At 64.3% G+C, this 15,054-nt stretch carries 15 protein-coding genes; 8 read left to right on the top strand and 7 right to left on the bottom strand.

Annotation, left to right across the window (positions count from 1 at the left end):
- Nucleotides 1-81: 81 nt before the first annotated feature.
- Nucleotides 82-438 (top strand): hypothetical protein, encoded by a 357-nt coding sequence (locus ACKTEK_RS03775; protein ID WP_409163906.1) that lies wholly within the window; start codon nucleotides 82-84, stop codon nucleotides 436-438.
- A gap of 1 nt (nucleotide 439) precedes the next feature.
- On the opposite strand, the gene ACKTEK_RS03770 is transcribed toward ACKTEK_RS03775, so the two are convergent.
- The 4 genes from ACKTEK_RS03770 to ACKTEK_RS03755 all read right to left on the bottom strand — a co-directional run bounded on the left by ACKTEK_RS03770 (nucleotide 440) and on the right by ACKTEK_RS03755 (nucleotide 5,126).
- Nucleotides 440-3,028, bottom strand: coding sequence for an HWE histidine kinase domain-containing protein (locus ACKTEK_RS03770; protein WP_409163905.1), 2,589 nt, complete (start codon nucleotides 3,026-3,028; stop codon nucleotides 440-442).
- Between the two features lie 248 nt (nucleotides 3,029-3,276).
- Nucleotides 3,277-4,455, bottom strand: coding sequence for an Mrp/NBP35 family ATP-binding protein (locus ACKTEK_RS03765; protein ID WP_409163904.1), 1,179 nt, complete (start codon nucleotides 4,453-4,455; stop codon nucleotides 3,277-3,279).
- A gap of 121 nt (nucleotides 4,456-4,576) precedes the next feature.
- Nucleotides 4,577-4,780 (bottom strand): hypothetical protein, encoded by a 204-nt coding sequence (locus ACKTEK_RS03760; protein ID WP_409163903.1) that lies wholly within the window; start codon nucleotides 4,778-4,780, stop codon nucleotides 4,577-4,579.
- A 142-nt stretch (nucleotides 4,781-4,922) separates the two neighbouring features.
- The gene (locus ACKTEK_RS03755; protein WP_409163902.1) at nucleotides 4,923-5,126 is read right to left on the bottom strand and encodes a hypothetical protein; all 204 of its coding nucleotides are present in this window, start codon (nucleotides 5,124-5,126) and stop codon (nucleotides 4,923-4,925) included.
- Nucleotides 5,127-5,265: 139 nt separating this feature from the next.
- Between ACKTEK_RS03755 and fdhD the strand changes: the two genes are divergently transcribed.
- From fdhD to ACKTEK_RS03730, 5 genes are read left to right on the top strand one after another with little or no spacing between them, the layout of a single operon-like run.
- On the top strand, nucleotides 5,266-6,198 hold the full coding sequence (gene fdhD / locus ACKTEK_RS03750) for a formate dehydrogenase accessory sulfurtransferase FdhD (protein ID WP_409163901.1): 933 nt from the start codon (nucleotides 5,266-5,268) through the stop codon (nucleotides 6,196-6,198).
- Nucleotides 6,191-6,826: a molybdenum cofactor guanylyltransferase MobA gene (gene mobA / locus ACKTEK_RS03745; protein ID WP_409163900.1), complete on the top strand. Its 636-nt coding sequence runs from the start codon at nucleotides 6,191-6,193 to the stop codon at nucleotides 6,824-6,826. Before fdhD ends, mobA begins: the two co-directional genes overlap by 8 nt.
- A 53-nt stretch (nucleotides 6,827-6,879) precedes the next feature.
- A complete protein-coding gene (mobB, locus tag ACKTEK_RS03740; protein ID WP_409163899.1) occupies nucleotides 6,880-7,440 on the top strand; it encodes a molybdopterin-guanine dinucleotide biosynthesis protein B in 561 nt (186 codons plus the stop codon).
- Nucleotides 7,437-8,717 carry a gephyrin-like molybdotransferase Glp gene (gene glp, locus ACKTEK_RS03735; RefSeq protein WP_409163898.1) on the top strand — a complete coding sequence of 427 codons (1,281 nt, stop codon included), beginning with the start codon at nucleotides 7,437-7,439 and terminating at the stop codon, nucleotides 8,715-8,717. Before mobB ends, glp begins: the two co-directional genes overlap by 4 nt.
- A gap of 10 nt (nucleotides 8,718-8,727) precedes the next feature.
- Entirely contained in the window at nucleotides 8,728-9,543 is an 816-nt protein-coding gene (locus ACKTEK_RS03730; protein WP_409163897.1) for an alpha/beta fold hydrolase, read from the top strand.
- A gap of 9 nt (nucleotides 9,544-9,552) precedes the next feature.
- Here the strand turns inward: ACKTEK_RS03730 and ACKTEK_RS03725 are convergent, their stop codons facing one another.
- On the bottom strand, nucleotides 9,553-10,938 hold the full coding sequence (locus tag ACKTEK_RS03725; RefSeq protein WP_409163896.1) for a PLP-dependent aminotransferase family protein: 1,386 nt from the start codon (nucleotides 10,936-10,938) through the stop codon (nucleotides 9,553-9,555).
- A 111-nt stretch (nucleotides 10,939-11,049) separates the two neighbouring features.
- Here ACKTEK_RS03725 and ACKTEK_RS03720 point away from each other — a divergent pair, with 111 nt between their 5' ends.
- Nucleotides 11,050-11,913, top strand: a complete 864-nt coding sequence (locus ACKTEK_RS03720) for a DMT family transporter (RefSeq protein WP_409163895.1) — start codon at nucleotides 11,050-11,052, stop codon at nucleotides 11,911-11,913.
- On the opposite strand, the gene ACKTEK_RS03715 is transcribed toward ACKTEK_RS03720, so the two are convergent.
- Nucleotides 11,887-12,816 carry a ketopantoate reductase family protein gene (locus ACKTEK_RS03715; RefSeq protein WP_409163894.1) on the bottom strand — a complete coding sequence of 310 codons (930 nt, stop codon included), beginning with the start codon at nucleotides 12,814-12,816 and terminating at the stop codon, nucleotides 11,887-11,889. The genes ACKTEK_RS03720 and ACKTEK_RS03715 overlap by 27 nt on opposite strands.
- Nucleotides 12,817-12,903: 87 nt before the next feature.
- On the bottom strand, nucleotides 12,904-13,944 hold the full coding sequence (locus tag ACKTEK_RS03710) for a sensor histidine kinase (protein WP_409163893.1): 1,041 nt from the start codon (nucleotides 13,942-13,944) through the stop codon (nucleotides 12,904-12,906).
- Between the two features lie 331 nt (nucleotides 13,945-14,275).
- Between ACKTEK_RS03710 and ACKTEK_RS03705 the strand changes: the two genes are divergently transcribed.
- The gene (locus tag ACKTEK_RS03705) at nucleotides 14,276-14,953 is read left to right on the top strand and encodes a class I SAM-dependent methyltransferase (protein WP_409163892.1); all 678 of its coding nucleotides are present in this window, start codon (nucleotides 14,276-14,278) and stop codon (nucleotides 14,951-14,953) included.
- The last annotated feature ends 101 nt before the right edge of the window (nucleotides 14,954-15,054 follow it).

Genomic DNA, 15,054 nt, shown 5'->3' with positions numbered 1-15,054 from the left:
GGATTAAATCCTTTTTCACCATGCACCAGTTAGTTTTACCGGGCGTGGAAACCATTTCGTGACTGAGTGCGTTCGTTAGACATGGACATGGCAGTGCAAAAACCAGTGCTCATCGTTGAGGACGATCCGTTCATCGCGATGGATGCAGAAGACGCGATCATCAGCGCGGGGCTCGAATGCCTCGTGGCGCATGATTGCAAGTCAGCATTCGCGATCTTGGAGTCGCATGCGCTTGCAGGCGCATTACTGGATTTCGACCTTCGTGGTGAAAACAGCATTCCTATAGCTGCGAAGCTGGAGGAAGCGGGCTACCCTTATTTTTTCGTCACAGGGCGCACGACGCGCGAAGTGACGGAGATGCTCGGCAGCAACGCGCCGCTTTTCAACAAGCCGGTCGACTACAGCAAGATCGCAGCGCAACTTTTCGCGCAGATCTGAATCAGTCCCCTACCTTGGTTTCGAGACACGCCAGGATCACCTGCCGCAGCCTTTCCTTGTCGTAGGGCTTTCCCACCACCAGACAGCCGTCGAACTTGCCGCCATCCGTCTTCAGGTCGCCGTAGCCTGAAGCGAACACGAACGGCAGACTCTCGGCCATCAGCTTCTCGGCCAGCGGGAAGCTGTTTCCGTTTCCAAGATTGATGTCGAGAAGTGCGAAGTCGGGACGGCTGTCCTCAAGCGCGGTCAGTCCGGCATGCAAATCGCCACAGACCGTCACCTTCGTTGCGCCAAGTTCCATCAGCGCGGCTTCTGTATCCATGGCGATGATGAGGTTGTCCTCGACGACAAGGATTTTCTTCGGGAAATCGATTTCCGGCAATGCACGTTCCTCGGCAGCAATCTGCGCTGCGGTCTGAGCCACTTCAGGTTCATCCGACACCGTCACGAAGGATGCAGGCACGACGAATTTCGCAGTCACGCCGCTTGTCGCGTAGTCAATCGAGGCTTCGCCGTGCAGTTCGTAGGGCACCGCGCGCTCGATGATGGTCGTGCCGAAGCCGCGACGCTCCGGCGGCTTCACCGGCGGACCGTTCTTTTCCAACCAGCCGATATCCAGAGCTCCGTCATCACGAACCGTCAGATCAACCTCGACCATCCCACTGCGATCCGACAACGCGCCGTATTTGGCCGAATTCGTCATCATCTCGTGGATGACGAGCGCCAGGTTGGAATAGGCAACCGGCGTCAGCAGCGCGTCAGGGCCGTCGATGCGAATGCGTGACGACTTGTCGAGCAGGTAGGCCTCGGCCTCGGTCGAAATCAGGCTGCGCAGGGACGCATGAGTCCAGTTTTTCTCCGTGATCTGGTCATGGGCGCGCGCCAGCGATTGCACGCGGCTTTCCAGAACTTGGGCGAATTCGGCGACTGACGTCTCGCTCTTGGAGGTCTGGGCAATCAGCGAGCGCACCAGCCCGAGGATGTTGCGAACGCGGTGATTGAGTTCCGCGATCAGCAACTCCTGCTTTTCGGCAGCGCGCTTGCGCTCCATCGCCGCGTCATCAGCCAGCCTCAACACGACTTCCAGCACAGTCACGCGGAACTGCTCGGCAGCCGCGATTTCGGCTTTCGTCCATTCCGCGCTCTGCCCCTCGACGAGATCCTGCCAGGCCTCGAAGCTCTTGCGCGGCGTCAGGCGAATGCCGTTGGGGCCGAGCGTCACCGGCTTTTCCGGGTTGCCGGCCCACGTCACCTTCTTCACCAGTTCGCTGCGGAAGAAGAGGATGTAGTCACGCGGGCTCTTGGAAATCGGGATTGAGAGAACCCCAGCAGCCTGCCCGAGATATGAGGCGGCATCCGGGTCCAGCTTGCTCAATTCGTTCGTTGCGTAGACCTGACCGGGCGGCTGGACGTTCAGCTGTCGCGCAATCGCCTCGATGTCGTCGTCCGAGGGCGTACGACCTTCAGTTGAAATCTTGCCATCGCTCAGCACGGCCATGCCGTCGGCAGACATCAGGTCGAGCGCGGTCTCGGACTGTGCGAGGATCACGTCGCCGATATCGCCGGAGGTCGCGGCAGAACGCGAGAAGCGGTTGATGAGCTCGTTCGCGGCAGTCTGGAACTTGCTGTCGATGGTGGAAATGCGCTCCGCGATCAGCAGCGAAAGCATCTGCGCGAACAGCACCATGGAATTGCGGACCGTCTGGTCGAGCACCTTGGGCTGGCGGTGATGACACGCGATCAGACCCCAGAGCCGCCCGTGCACAACGATGGAGAGGGACACGGACGCGCCCACGCCCATGTTGCGCAGGTATTCCAGATGGATCGGCGACACCGAACGCAGGACCGAACTGGACAGGTCCAGCGCATCTTCCTGTGAGCGGGCGAGCGGCAGGATGGGCGACCCATCCTTGTTTATGTTGGCGATCGTGCGGACCGGATTCTGTACGTAGAGAATGCGGGCCTGTCGCGGGATATCGGTCGAGGGGTAGCGCAGCCCGAGAAACGACTCCATGCCGGGAGCATGGGTCTCGGCGCGCACTTCGCCGGTGTCGTCCGGGTTGAAGACGTACGCCATCACCCGATCAAAGCCCATCAGGCTCGAACTGAAGCGCGTGGCAAAGCGCAGAATGGCGTCGACACTGTCCAGCCGGCTGATGCGGTTGATGGCCTGCTGGACATCGGCAACATGCCGGTCGGCGCGCATCTGTGGGCGCGCCGGCTCGAATTCCAGCACGATCTCGCTGCCGGAAATGTGGACGCTCACATCGAAGAGTTGTCCATCCTTGGCGCTGTGCACTTCCAGGCGCGTCACGATGTCGGGGTAGCCGCCCGGGCGCAGGTTCTGCAACCGGTTGCGCAGCGTGTGAATGGTGCTGGGATCGAGCAGGCGAGAGACGGAATCGCCGATCAGCGACTGCGCGTCAGCCTCGAGAAAGTCGGACACGTTTTCGGACACGTGGCGAATAAGCCAATCGGACGTGCAACCGATCAGGAAGCCAAATTCCTGAACCCGGCCGAGTAGGTGGATGGGCTCGCGATCGCAGTTCGTGAGATCGACGTCGAATTGCCCGTCGTTGGAGTCGTTCAACAGATTCCCTCACCAGAAAAATCGTCAGCTTTTCCGATAAGGCGTCTCGTTGTTCTGAGCCCCCACGCCGTTGGAAAATTATGACCTTTTAAGTGCCTGCCCTTGGCGTACAGTCTTAACCTGAACGTAAACTACAGACATTGAAGAATGACATAGGGCACCGCATCCGCGCCGGCCACGCATTCAAGGCGGAGCCTTTATGCACACCGCTCATGGAGCGTAAAGAGGCGAAACCCAAAAAAGTATAGTTAATCCATGACGATAGCAGGTGCCGCACGGGCAGAACTGCCATCGGAAATCTGGCGCCAGACCTGGCTGGCGATCTCTCCAAAAATCTTCGCGTGCTGGCCATCGGGGTCCGACGCCACCGGCGGCCGGCCCGAATCGGATTTTTCACGGATGTCCATGTGTAGCGGCACGTCGCCGAGGAACGGCACGCCGATCTTTTCGGCTTCCGCCTTCGCGCCGCCATTTCCGAAGATGTCGGAGCGGTCCCCGCAGGAGGGGCACAGGAAGTAGCTCATGTTCTCGATGATGCCGAGGATCGGCACATCCACGCGGCGGAACATGTTGATGCCCTTGCGCGCGTCGATCAGCGCCAGATCCTGTGGCGTGGAGACGATCACCGCACCCGACAGCGGCACCTGCTGGGCCATGGTCAGTTGCGCATCACCGGTGCCGGGCGGCATGTCGACAACGAGCACATCCAGTTCGCCCCATTCGACCTCGCGCAGCATCTGGGTGATGGCGGAAATAACCATCGGCCCTCGCCAGATCATCGGCGTGTCTTCCTCCACGAGGAAGCCCATGGACATGACCTTCAGACCGAAGCCTTCCAGCGGCTTCAGCACCCGGCCATGGACCGGTTCCGGACGGCCCGAAACGCCGAGCAGGCGCGGCTGTGAGGGGCCGTAGATATCGGCATCCAGAATGCCGACCTTCAGCCCAAGCGCCTGGAGCGCGAGCGCGAGGTTGGCCGTGGTGGTGGACTTGCCGACACCGCCCTTGCCCGAGGCGACCGCGATGATGTGCTTGACGCCGGGAACACCGGCTGCCTGCGCCGGGGCGGCCTGCTGGCCGCCGGGGCCCTTGCCGGCCATGGGAGGCGGCGGTGCCAGGTTGCCGGGCGGCGGAGCTTTCGCGGCGGGCGCGGCAGCAGCGCCCGCGCCATTGCCGCCGGCCTTCTCGGCCGTCAGCGAGACGATGGCCTTTTCCACGCCGGGCACTTCGTTCACGACCTTCTCGGCCGCCTGCCGCATCGGCTCCAGCTTCTGGGCCATGGCGGCGTCAACGGAGATCGAGAAGATCACCCTGCCGCCGGAAATGAAGATGTCGGAGACGATGCCGCTTTCGACCAGATCGCGTTCCATGTCCGGCCCGCGCACGCGCTTGAGGGCTTCCAGAACCGCTTCTTTGGTAACGCTCATCTTGTCCCCGCTGATGACTGTCCTGCGCCAGACCGGCGCTTGCGCGCGATAGATAAGCGGTTTGATGGCTGCGTCAAACGCTTCTCATGGTGCAGAAGCTGTTCCGCCCCGCCCGTGCGCGTCAGTCCTTCAGGCCGGCCTGCTTGCGCCGGTAGCCGCGCACCGCGCCGAAGATCGCCGCCAGGACCGCGCCCAGCACGTAGATGAACGGCTCACCGGACCCCCAGCCGACTTGCGCCAGCAGGTACAGGAAGACCACGCACATCACCGCGTTGATGATGGCGTATTTCGCCGGCAGGCCGAGCGCGTTGAGGCTGTCGAGCATTTGAAGCGTCCCGAGAGTTAGATCAAATTTCCCTGCCGCATGGCCTGTTCCGGAAAGTCGAACAACTTTTCGGGTCCATGCGCTTTCTGGCTTCCGCATGGCCTGATCCGAAAAGTCGAACAACTTTTCGGGCCCATGCGCGCTATTTATCCTTGCCGCGAACCTGGCGCATGTAGCCCGCGCCGAAGCCGCAGAAGGCCCCGAAAACAAGGAAGAACAGGTAGTTGGCCAACCCGAATGCCGCCGGATCGCGGTAATTCAGCAGGAACATCGCGCCGGGCGCGAAGACCCCGAACAGGATCGCGTATTTCGCCGGCAGGCCCAGCTTGTTGAGAAAATCGAACATCTATGTCGTCCCCGGTTTGGCTTCTTTTGGCATGCGCGAGCTTCGAGGCATAGTTCCCTTTGCGGACTTGCGCCTTTTCTCGTGCAGGCGTGCGGTCTATCTCTTGGGCAACATTCATCACCAGTGAAGCGGAGCCAGAATGGCCGCCGACACCTCCACCACAGCCAGCTACACCGAAGCGCCTGCCACCGATGACGGCGAGACCGGCTTCATCGTCGCGCCGAACCCGGACGACCCTGCCCTGTCGGTGCCGATCACCGGCACCGACCACACCGGCGCGAACGTCGAGATCCGCGTCGTGCAGGAGCGCGCGCTGACGCTCTATCTCAACTCGCAGGAAGTCGTGACGATGATGACCATCGGCGACCATCCGGACCTGCTGGCCGTCGGCTACCTGCTCAACCAGAACATGCTGAAACCCGACGACGTCATCACCGGCATCGACCACGATGACGATCTTGGCGTGGTGGTGGTGCGCACGGAACGTGCGACCAACTACGAAGACAAGATGAAGAAGAAGGTGCGCACCTCGGGCTGCGCGCAGGGCACCATCTTCGGCGATGTGATGGAGCATTTCGAGACGGTGTCGCTGCCGCAGGACGCGCGGCTCAAGACCTCGTGGCTCTACACGCTGACCAAGGCGATCAACACCGCGCCGAGCCTCTATCTCACAGCCGGCGCGATCCACGGTTGCGTGCTGTGCCAGGGCGACCGGCCGCTGGTCTACATGGAGGATGTCGGCCGCCACAACGCCGTCGACAAGATCGCCGGCTGGATGTTCATGAACGGCGTCGATGCTGCCGACAAGATCTTCTACACGACCGGCCGCCTGACATCCGAGATGGTAATCAAGACCGTGATGATGGGCATTCCCATCCTCGTGTCGCGCTCGGGCTTCACCGCGTGGGGCGTGGAACTGGCGCGCCAGGCCGGGCTGACGCTGATCGGGCGCGCGCGGGGCAAACGCTTCGTGGCGCTGGCGGGCGAGGACCGGATCGACTTCGACGCCGACCCGAACTTCGTCGCCGAGGAAGACAGGAAGCACGGCCGGCGGGGCGCGCGCGATGAGTGAGCCGACCGGGGAAATCGCGGGCGTCATCCTCGCGGGCGGGCTGTCGCGGCGCATGGGCGGCGGCGACAAGCCACTGCTGGACGTTGGCGGGCAGCCGATGCTGGCGCGCGTCATCGATCGCCTGAAGCCGCAAGTCGGCACGCTGGCGCTGAATGCCAACGGCGACCCGGCGCGCTTTGCCGAGTACGCATTGCCGGTGGTGCCGGACCCGATTGAAGGCTTTGCCGGTCCGCTGGCTGGTGTTCTTGCTGGCCTGCGCTGGGGGGAAGAGGCGGGAGACGCGCGCTATGTCCTCAGCGCTGCGAGCGACACCCCGTTCTTCCCACGCGACCTCGCATCTCGCCTGCTCGCGAAAGCTGACGGACACGACCGCATCGTTCTGGCGGAATCCGACGGACGCGTGCACCCGGTCTTTGGGCTGTGGCCGGTGGCCTTTGCGGACGACCTGGAAGACTTCCTGACGCGCGGCGAAACCCGCAAGGTCCTCGCCTTCGTCGACCGTCACGACAACGCCCGCTGCGCCTTCGACATGATCGGTGATGGCGCGGCATCTGCCGACCCGTTCTTCAACGTCAACACGCCGGAAGAGATCGCGACCGCCGAGGCGCTTGCCGCTGCCGGTGCGTGACGCAATGAAGCTTTGCGCTTCCCCTCCGGCCCCAGTGCGGTCATAACTTCGAAATGCCTCCCCTGCCCCCCATTTTCGGCGTCACCGGATGGAAGAATTCCGGAAAGACCACGCTGACCGAACGGATCATCGCGGAACTGACCGCACGCGGGTTCACCGTCGCGTCCGTCAAGCACGCGCACCATGCCTTCGACATCGACAAGCCGGGCACGGACTCCTTCCGCCACCGCGAGGCGGGCGCGACCGAGACGGCCATCGTCGGCGGTGCGCGCTGGGCGATCATGCACGAACTGCGCGGCGACGAGGAACCATCCATGGAGGCGATCATCGCGCGGCTCAGTCCCTGCGATATCGTCATCGTGGAAGGCTACAAGCGCGAGGCGCATCCCAAGATCGAATGCCGCCGGGCCGACGCCCGCAAGGGCGACCCCATGACATTGTCCGACATGAACATCGCGGCGATCGCGTCTGAGACCGGCAGCGCAGCCGACGGCACCAATCCGGACGGCCTGCCCGTATTCCAGATCGACGACATTGCTGCGATCTGCGACTTCGTTGGCGCGACCAGTGGCTTGTCCGGCGCACGCGCGGACGCAAATAGGCAGGCAGGATGACCCGCAAGCTTCTCGACGACTGCTTCCTGCACGACAAGGACCGGTTGCGCCATAACGAGGTGCTGACGATCCTGCGCGACCGCCTCACCGCCATCGCCGGAGATGAATACGTTTCGCTGGACGACGCGCTTGGGCGCATCGCGGCGGAAGACGTGCGCGCCCCGCGCAACGTGCCAGCCTACGACAATTCCGCAGTGGACGGTTATGCCGTGCGCCACGCGGACCTGAACGACAACGCCCCGACGACGCTGTTCGTCGCAATGCGCGTCGCGGCCGGCCACCCGGCGCGCGAGCCGCTGCCTGCGGCGTCGGCTGCCCGCATCTTCACCGGCGCGATGATGCCCGCCGGGGCAGACACCGTCGTCATGCAGGAGGATTGCGACGCTGGCGAGAGCGACGAGATCGAGGATCTCAAGCAGGTGACGATTCCCATCGGGCTGAAGCCCGGTGCCAACCGCCGCCGCGCGGGCGAGGACCTCGCAGAAGGTGCGACACTGATCGACCCCGGCCAGGTGTTCCGCCCGCAGGACGTGGCAGCCGCCGCCTCCGTCGGGCGCGGCAGCGTGCGCTGCTTCAAGAAGCTGAAGGTCGCGGTCTATTCCTCCGGTGACGAACTGGTGGAAGCCGGCGGCACGCTTGGCCAGGGCGGCGTCTTTGATTCCAACCGCCCGCTGTTGAAAGCGCTGCTCCAGACACTGCCGGTCGAAGTGGTCGATCTCGGCATCCTCGCCGACAAGGCCGGGACCGTTCGCGATGCCCTGAAGCAGGCAGCCGAGACCGCCGATGTCGTCATCACGTCTGGCGGCGCGAGTCGCGGCGAGGAAGACCACCTGATCGAGAGCCTCGAGGCGCTCGGCAAGCGGCACCTGTGGCAGATCGCGATCAAGCCGGGCCGTCCCATGGCCATGGGGCAGATCGGCGACACGCCCATCTTCGGGCTGCCCGGCAACCCGGTCGCCGCCTTCGTCTGCTTCCTGCTCTACGTGCGCCCGGCGCTGTTCAAGCTCGGCGGTGCGCTGTGGTTCGAGCCGCGCCGCTTCACGCTTCCGGCGGCCTTTGAGATCGAGAAAAAGAAGGCCGACCGGCGCGAGTTCTATCGCGGGCTGCTGGTGCCGGGTCCGGACGGGCTGACGGCGGACAAGTTCAGCCGCGACGGGTCCGGCCTCATCTCCGGACTGCGCGCGGCAGACGGGCTGATCGAAATTCCGGAAGCCGCGACCAGCATTTCACGCGGCGAACCTGTCGCGTTCATCCCGTTCGGCGAACTGGGTCTTTGAGGAGAGCGGCTTGGCAGGCTGGAGCCTGACGGAGACGGTCAAGACCAGCGCCGGCGCGGTTGCCGCCGGTGCGACAGGCGATGGCCCGCCGCTGGTTCTCGCCCATGGTTGGCCGTGGTCGTCCTATTCGTGGCACCGGGTCATCCCGGCGCTTGGCGAACGTTTCCGCGTCCATTTCTACGACATGCCGGGATATGGGCGTTCTGAAAAGCGTGGCGACCAGCGCACCTCGCTCGACGTGCAGGGCGCGGTCTTCGCCGAGATGCTTGCTCACTGGAAGCTGGAGCGGCCGCGCGTCGTCGCGCATGATTTCGGCGGCGCGACCACGCTGCGCGCGCACCTGCTGCATGGCTGCGAGTTCGAGCGTTACGTGCTGTTGAACGTGGTCGCCATGCGCCCTTGGGGCTCGGATTTCTTCGAGCATGTCGGCAAGCACGTTGAGGCCTTCCAAGGCCTGCCGCCGCATATCCACGCTGCCCTCGTCGACGCCTATATCGGCGGCGCGCTGGCAGGCGACATCGCGGCCGAAGACCGCGAGGCGCTCGTTGCGCCGTGGCTCACCGAGGATGGCGCGCCGAGCTTCTACCGGCAGTTCGCGCAGGCCGACGAGCGCTACACGGCGGAGGTCGAGCCGATGTTCGGCGACATTCGCTGCGATGTGCGCGTGCTGTGGGGCGAGGACGATCCGTGGATACCGATCGCGCGCGGGCGCGCCCTGCACGAAGCCATCGGCAAGGGCGATTTCCGCCCCCTGCCCGGCCTTGGCCACCTGCCGCAGTTGGAAGGGCCGGAGTTGGTCGCGAAGGAACTGCTCGAATTCCTCTGAGGCGCGCCGCTAGCCGATGATCCGGCGCAGCACCTCGAAGACGCGCGGCGGGCACTGCGCGACGTTGAAGCGCATGAAATTGCCGGCCGTCTGCGCGACGCTGAAGGCATTGCCCGGCGCCAGCACCACGTCTTCTGCCAGCGCCTTTCGCGCCACGTCCGAAGCTTCCAGCCCATCCGGCAAGCGGCACCACAGGAACATCCCGGCGTCGGGCATCAACCAGGGTTCGATGCCGATTTCCTTGAGGCGCGTCGCGCAGTCGCGCATGGCGCGGGACAGGTCATCGCGCAGCGCCGTGACGTGCTTGCGGTAGCCGCCGTCCGTCAGCACGGCGAGAACGATCTCGCTGCCCATCCGCCCGCTGCCGAACGAGGTCGCGATCTTCAAATCGACCAGCCCGTCCACCCAGTCCGGGCGTACGGCGATGAACCCGCACCGGCCCGAAGCCGACAGCGTCTTGGAGAACGACCCGATCTGGATGACCCGCTCGAACCCGTCGAAGGCGGCCAGTCTTGGTGCGGGCGTGTGCTCGAAATCGGCGAAGATATCGTCCTCGACGATGGTCGTCGCGAACTGCTCCGCGAGCTTCAGGACACGGTGCGCGACAACGGGCGAGAGCACCGCGCCGGTCGGGTTGTGGATCGCGGAATTGGTGATGTAGAGGCGCGGGCGGTGCGCCGCCAAGGTCTCTGCGAAGCGCTCGAGGTCCGGCCCGTTGGCTGTGTACGGAACGCTGACGACCTTCACCCGGTGGGCCTTCAGCAGCGCCTGGAAATTGAAGTAACACGGGTCGTCGAGCAGGACCGTGTCGCCGGGATCGAGCAGGAAGCGGCACAGCAGGTCGATGCTCTGGGTGCCGGATTCGGTCAGGATCACCTGGTCGGCGGGTACCTCGACGCCTTTTGCATCGAGGCGCTGCGAGATCAGCTGGCGCAGGGGCGCGAGGCCCAGCGGCGAGCCATATTCGGTCAGCGCCGCATCGCCCGCCCGCGACAGCTTGCGCAGCGCCTTGCGCAACGCATCGTGCGGCAGGCTTTCGGGCGGCAGCCAGCCGCAGCCGGGCCGCAGCATCTTGTCGCCTGCATCCAGCGACTGGCGCGACACCCATAGCGGGTCGACGGCGCGGTCGAGCCTCGGGCCAACATCAGACAGCTCCATCGGTGCCGCCTGATTGGCGACGTAGAAGCCGGAACCGGGGCGCGAATGAACCAGCCCTTCGGCGACGAGGCGCTCGTAGGCTTCCACCACGGTGGAGGTGGAGACTTCCATGCGCGCGGCCATCTGCCGGATGGAGGGCAGCTTCGCGCCTGCCGCGAGGCTGCGGCCTGCGATGCGCTGGCGCACCGATGCCATCACGTCCGAAATGAGCGTGCGTTCAGCCGTCTCGCCTGCCATCTGTATGCCCTTCGTATCCATAACAGTTTGGCGGAACTGTATAGCACTGTCCCTGTCCAGTGAAAGCGCTTCCGCGCGATACCGCGTCATCAACTTCTCGAGGGACGCGACATGGACAAGGCAGCAAGCGGCTGGATCAACGGTCTCATCGGCATCGCCATCTTCAGCGGGTCGCTGCCAGCGACGCGCGTGGCGGTCATGGATTTCGATCCGGTGTTCCTGACGGTCGCGCGCGCTGCAATCGCGGGGCTGCTGGGCGCATTGCTGCTGATGCGGTTCTCGCGGGCGCGGCCGGCGCGCGGCGACCTGCTGTCGCTCATCGTGGTCGCGCTGGGCGTGGTAGTCGGCTTCCCGCTGCTGACGGCGCTGGCGCTTCAGCACATCACCTCGGCGAACTCGATCGTGTTCATCGGGCTTCTGCCGCTGGCGACCGCCATCTTCGCGGTCGTTCGCGGCGGCGAGCGCCCCAAGCCCGCCTTCTGGGTGTTTTCGCTGCTCGGTACCGCGGTGGTGGGCGTCTATGCCCTGACACAGGGCGTTCAGGCAGCGGCGACCGGCAACCTGCTGATGCTGGCGGCCATCGTCGCGTGCGGGCTCGGATATGCGGAAGGCGCGCGGCTGTCGCGCACGCTGGGCGGCTGGCAGGTGATCTCGTGGGCGCTGGTGCTGTCGCTGCCGGTGATGCTCGCGCTCACAGTCGCCACCTTGCCCGCGACCTTCGCCGATGTCGGCACGCCGGCCTGGATCAGCCTTGGCTACGTGTCGCTGTTCAGCATGCTGATCGGCTTTGTCTTCTGGTATCGCGGACTTGCACAAGGCGGCATCGCGTCCATCGGCCAGTTGCAGCTGCTCCAGCCGTTCATGGGGTTCGCGCTCGCCGCGCTCCTGCTCGGTGAAGCGGTGACATGGCCGATGCTGGCCGCGGCACTCGCCGTCATCGCCTGCGTGTCAGCCGCGCGGCGCTTTGCCCGCTGAGAAAGGGCTGAGCAGGGCGTGGATGGTCGCGTTGACGGGGGCTGCCAGTCCGGCTTCGGCTGACAGGCGCGCGACGGCCCCGGAAATCCAGTCGACTTCCAGCGGATTGCCGTGTTCGAGATCAACCGCGGTGGAGGCGCGCATCGGGGCGGGCAGCCCTTGCGCGAAGGCCCATGTATCGGCCTCGACACTATCGGGCAGCGCGACGCCGCGCTTGCGGCCAAGCGCTGCGGTTTCCGCGACGATGGTCTGAAACGTCGCGCTCAAGGGTTGGCTGGCCATGATGTCGCCGATGGTGCAGCGCGCACCCGCCGTGACACCGGATACAGCCGAGAACAGCACGAACTTGGTCCACAACTCCCGCTCGATATCGTCCGTCGGCGGCGCGACCGAACCGGCATCGTTGATCGCCGCGCGCAGTGCATCCACGCGGCCTGAGGGGGTGCTGTCGCGCTCGGCGAAGACGAACCGGTTGAACTCGCCCGTCTGGGAGATCAGGCCGGGTTCGGCGATGGTCGTGGAAATGAACGCGACACCGTTGCCGACATTGCGCTCGGGCAGGATCTGCGCCAGCCGGTCGGAGGCTTCCACGCCATTCAGGAACGGGATGACGATGGTGTCGTCACCCAGCATGGGGCGGCAAAGCTCGGCGGCAGCTTCCAGCCCGCTGCACTTCACGCCGAAGATGATCGCATCGACCGCGCCGACCTCGCCGGTGTCGTCGGTCGCCATCCACGGGGCAACGAGATGCTCGCCGTCGTGGGCGCTCAGCTTGAGACCATCGGCGCGGATCGCGGCGAGATGGCGCCCGCGCGCAATCGTTGCGACCTGATGCCCGGCTTCGGTCAGGCGGACGGCGAGAAAACCGCCAATGCCGCCGGTTGCCACTGTGGCGATCTTCACGTTCGAAACCCTCGTCACTCGCGCAGACCATTCTGCCGCGCGGGGCACAGTGGCACAGGCAATGCGGACGGGGAAAGCGCCTGACGATCAGCCGTGGAAATCGGGGTGGAAGAGCAAGGTGACGGAGGTGCCGTCTTCGCCGGAGACCATTTCGATTTCTCCCTCGGCCTGGCGGGCGAGCGCACGCACGAGACTGGTCCCCAGTGTCTCTCTCTGGTCTTCCGTCTGCATGCCGTGCCCGTTGTCGCTGACTGTCAGCATCGCGCCGTCGGGCGAACGCGAAAGCTTGATATCGATATGGCCGGACCGGCCATCACCGAAGGCGTGCTTGATGGCATTGGTGACAAGCTCGTTGACGATCAGGCCAACGGAAATCGCCTGTTCGCGCGGCATGACGATATCGGCGAACTCGCAATCGATGCGAATGTCGTTTTCGACGAGGCTGGCCTCCTCCAGCGACTTCACCAGCGCGCCGAGATAGTCCTGCATGTCGATATCGCCGGAATAGCGCGACTGGCGGTAGAGGTAGGTGTTGGCGGTGGAATAGCTTTCCACGCGGCCAATCGCCGTCTGCAGTGCCGAGAGAACGATAGGGTCGTCGGCATGCTGGCGCATCTGCAGGCGCAGGAAAGAGACGACTGACGCGAAGTTGTTCTTCACACGGTGTTCGAGCTCACGCAGCAGGAACTCGCGGTCCGACATGGATGCCTGCATGGTGCGCCGGAACAGTTCGGCGAGCAGCACCACGAATATGCCCGCCCCGATGTTGACAATGACGCGCGGGCCATCTGACGGATTTTCGAAGGCGAAGGAGCGCGGCGCGGGCAGCACGTAATACCAGGCATAGACAGACGTGATCGTCAGGCACACCATGCCGGCCGACAGGCGCCCGAACAGCGTTGCCACCAGCACCACCGGAACCATCAGCCCGAACGGCCCGGCACCCGACCAGATCCGGTCGATCAGCAGGCGCAGCAGGATGCCGAGGCCGGCCAGCATGATGCCGAAGGCAACGTGGACGACGAACGGGGGAATGGCCGGCGCTAGATGCTGAACGTCCCCTTCCGCCATTTGCCGGGCGGACCGGCGATATTGTGCAACGATGCGAGACAGGCGGGATCGGTTCATTCAGTGGGTCCAAAGCGGTCAGGGCAGCAATTTGCCGGCGGGCGAATAGCCATGAACCGGATACGCAAGAACGCGAAAACTGCATTCTTGGCGCTCAACCCGTCTGAAATGAGGCTTTCGCGAATCCGGCGTCAATCAATTTTGACACCCTGAACCTAATATTTGCGCCAAGGACGCCTTCCTGCAATGAAAATCCAATGCGATGCCGCGAAGATGGAATTCAAGGGCTCGAACGGCCATGTCGAAGCTGAAAAGGGGCTTGCGCGAGCTTGCCAGGAAAATACTCCCGGAACCGCTATACCGGTTGTTGTCGGTTCGTCGCCGCAACCGGATGACCCGCCGTTACCGCGGCATGAGCGTCAGCGAGATGTTCGGCACGATCTACCGGGACAGGATCTGGGCGGGACCTTCCTTTCACGGGCAACCCTTCTTTTCCGGCGAAGGCTCCCACGCACCCGAACTGGTCGAGCCTTATGTCGCGGCCGTGCGCGCCTATCTTGCGAGCCTCGGCGCGAAACCATCCGCCGTGGATATCGGCTGCGGTGACTTCAACGTGGGCCAGCGAATCCGCCCTTTCTGCGGCACCTATACCGCCTGTGATGTCGTGGAACCGTTGATCGCGCACAATCGCGAGGCGTTCGGCGATCTCGACGTCGATTTCCGCGTGCTCGACATCACGCGAGAGGCCCCGCCCCGGCATGACGTCATGTTCATCCGTCAGGTCCTGCAGCATCTGTCGAACAAGCAGATCAAGGCCGCGTTGCCCAACATCCGCGCCGGCTGCCGCTACCTCGTGCTGACCGAGCATTTGCCGGACGGGAAGTTCAAGGCGAACCGCGACCGCCCCGCCGGGCCGGACATTCGCCTGCTGGAAGGCAGCGGCGTGGTGCTGACGCAGCCGCCCTTCAACCTCGCGGTCCGCACCGAACAGGTGCTGTGGGAGGGACGGCAGTTCGGCGGCATCATCCGCACCACGGCCTATGACCTCGGCGATGACCGGGCTTCCTGAACACGCCCAACACCGCCCTTTTGCTGTAGGCGGGGTGCGATGGCCTGTGGCAGGTTGGCGGGCTGATAGCCTGCCATCGAGAAGCCCCGTCAGGAGGACAT

Origin of the sequence: Tepidamorphus sp. 3E244 (assembly GCF_046159835.1) — a bacterium.
Taxonomy (GTDB): domain Bacteria; phylum Pseudomonadota; class Alphaproteobacteria; order Rhizobiales; family Tepidamorphaceae; genus JACKJK01.
Note: the sequence above shows the minus strand (reverse complement) of the source record. Positions and strands in the feature narration are given on the sequence as shown.

Excerpts from the sequence above, each read along its gene's own strand:
- ACKTEK_RS03775 (WP_409163906.1), top strand. The coding sequence starts at position 82 with ATGGACATGGCAGTGCAAAAACCAGTGCTCATCGTTGAGGACGATCCG.
- ACKTEK_RS03765 (WP_409163904.1), bottom strand. The coding sequence starts at position 4,455 with ATGAGCGTTACCAAAGAAGCGGTTCTGGAAGCCCTCAAGCGCGTGCGC.
- ACKTEK_RS03760 (WP_409163903.1), bottom strand. The coding sequence starts at position 4,780 with ATGCTCGACAGCCTCAACGCGCTCGGCCTGCCGGCGAAATACGCCATC.
- ACKTEK_RS03755 (WP_409163902.1), bottom strand. The coding sequence starts at position 5,126 with ATGTTCGATTTTCTCAACAAGCTGGGCCTGCCGGCGAAATACGCGATC.
- fdhD (WP_409163901.1), top strand. The coding sequence starts at position 5,266 with ATGGCCGCCGACACCTCCACCACAGCCAGCTACACCGAAGCGCCTGCC.
- mobA (WP_409163900.1), top strand. The coding sequence starts at position 6,191 with ATGAGTGAGCCGACCGGGGAAATCGCGGGCGTCATCCTCGCGGGCGGG.
- mobB (WP_409163899.1), top strand. The coding sequence starts at position 6,880 with ATGCCTCCCCTGCCCCCCATTTTCGGCGTCACCGGATGGAAGAATTCC.
- glp (WP_409163898.1), top strand. The coding sequence starts at position 7,437 with ATGACCCGCAAGCTTCTCGACGACTGCTTCCTGCACGACAAGGACCGG.
- ACKTEK_RS03725 (WP_409163896.1), bottom strand. The coding sequence starts at position 10,938 with ATGGCAGGCGAGACGGCTGAACGCACGCTCATTTCGGACGTGATGGCA.
- ACKTEK_RS03720 (WP_409163895.1), top strand. The coding sequence starts at position 11,050 with ATGGACAAGGCAGCAAGCGGCTGGATCAACGGTCTCATCGGCATCGCC.
- ACKTEK_RS03710 (WP_409163893.1), bottom strand. The coding sequence starts at position 13,944 with ATGAACCGATCCCGCCTGTCTCGCATCGTTGCACAATATCGCCGGTCC.
- ACKTEK_RS03705 (WP_409163892.1), top strand. The coding sequence starts at position 14,276 with ATGACCCGCCGTTACCGCGGCATGAGCGTCAGCGAGATGTTCGGCACG.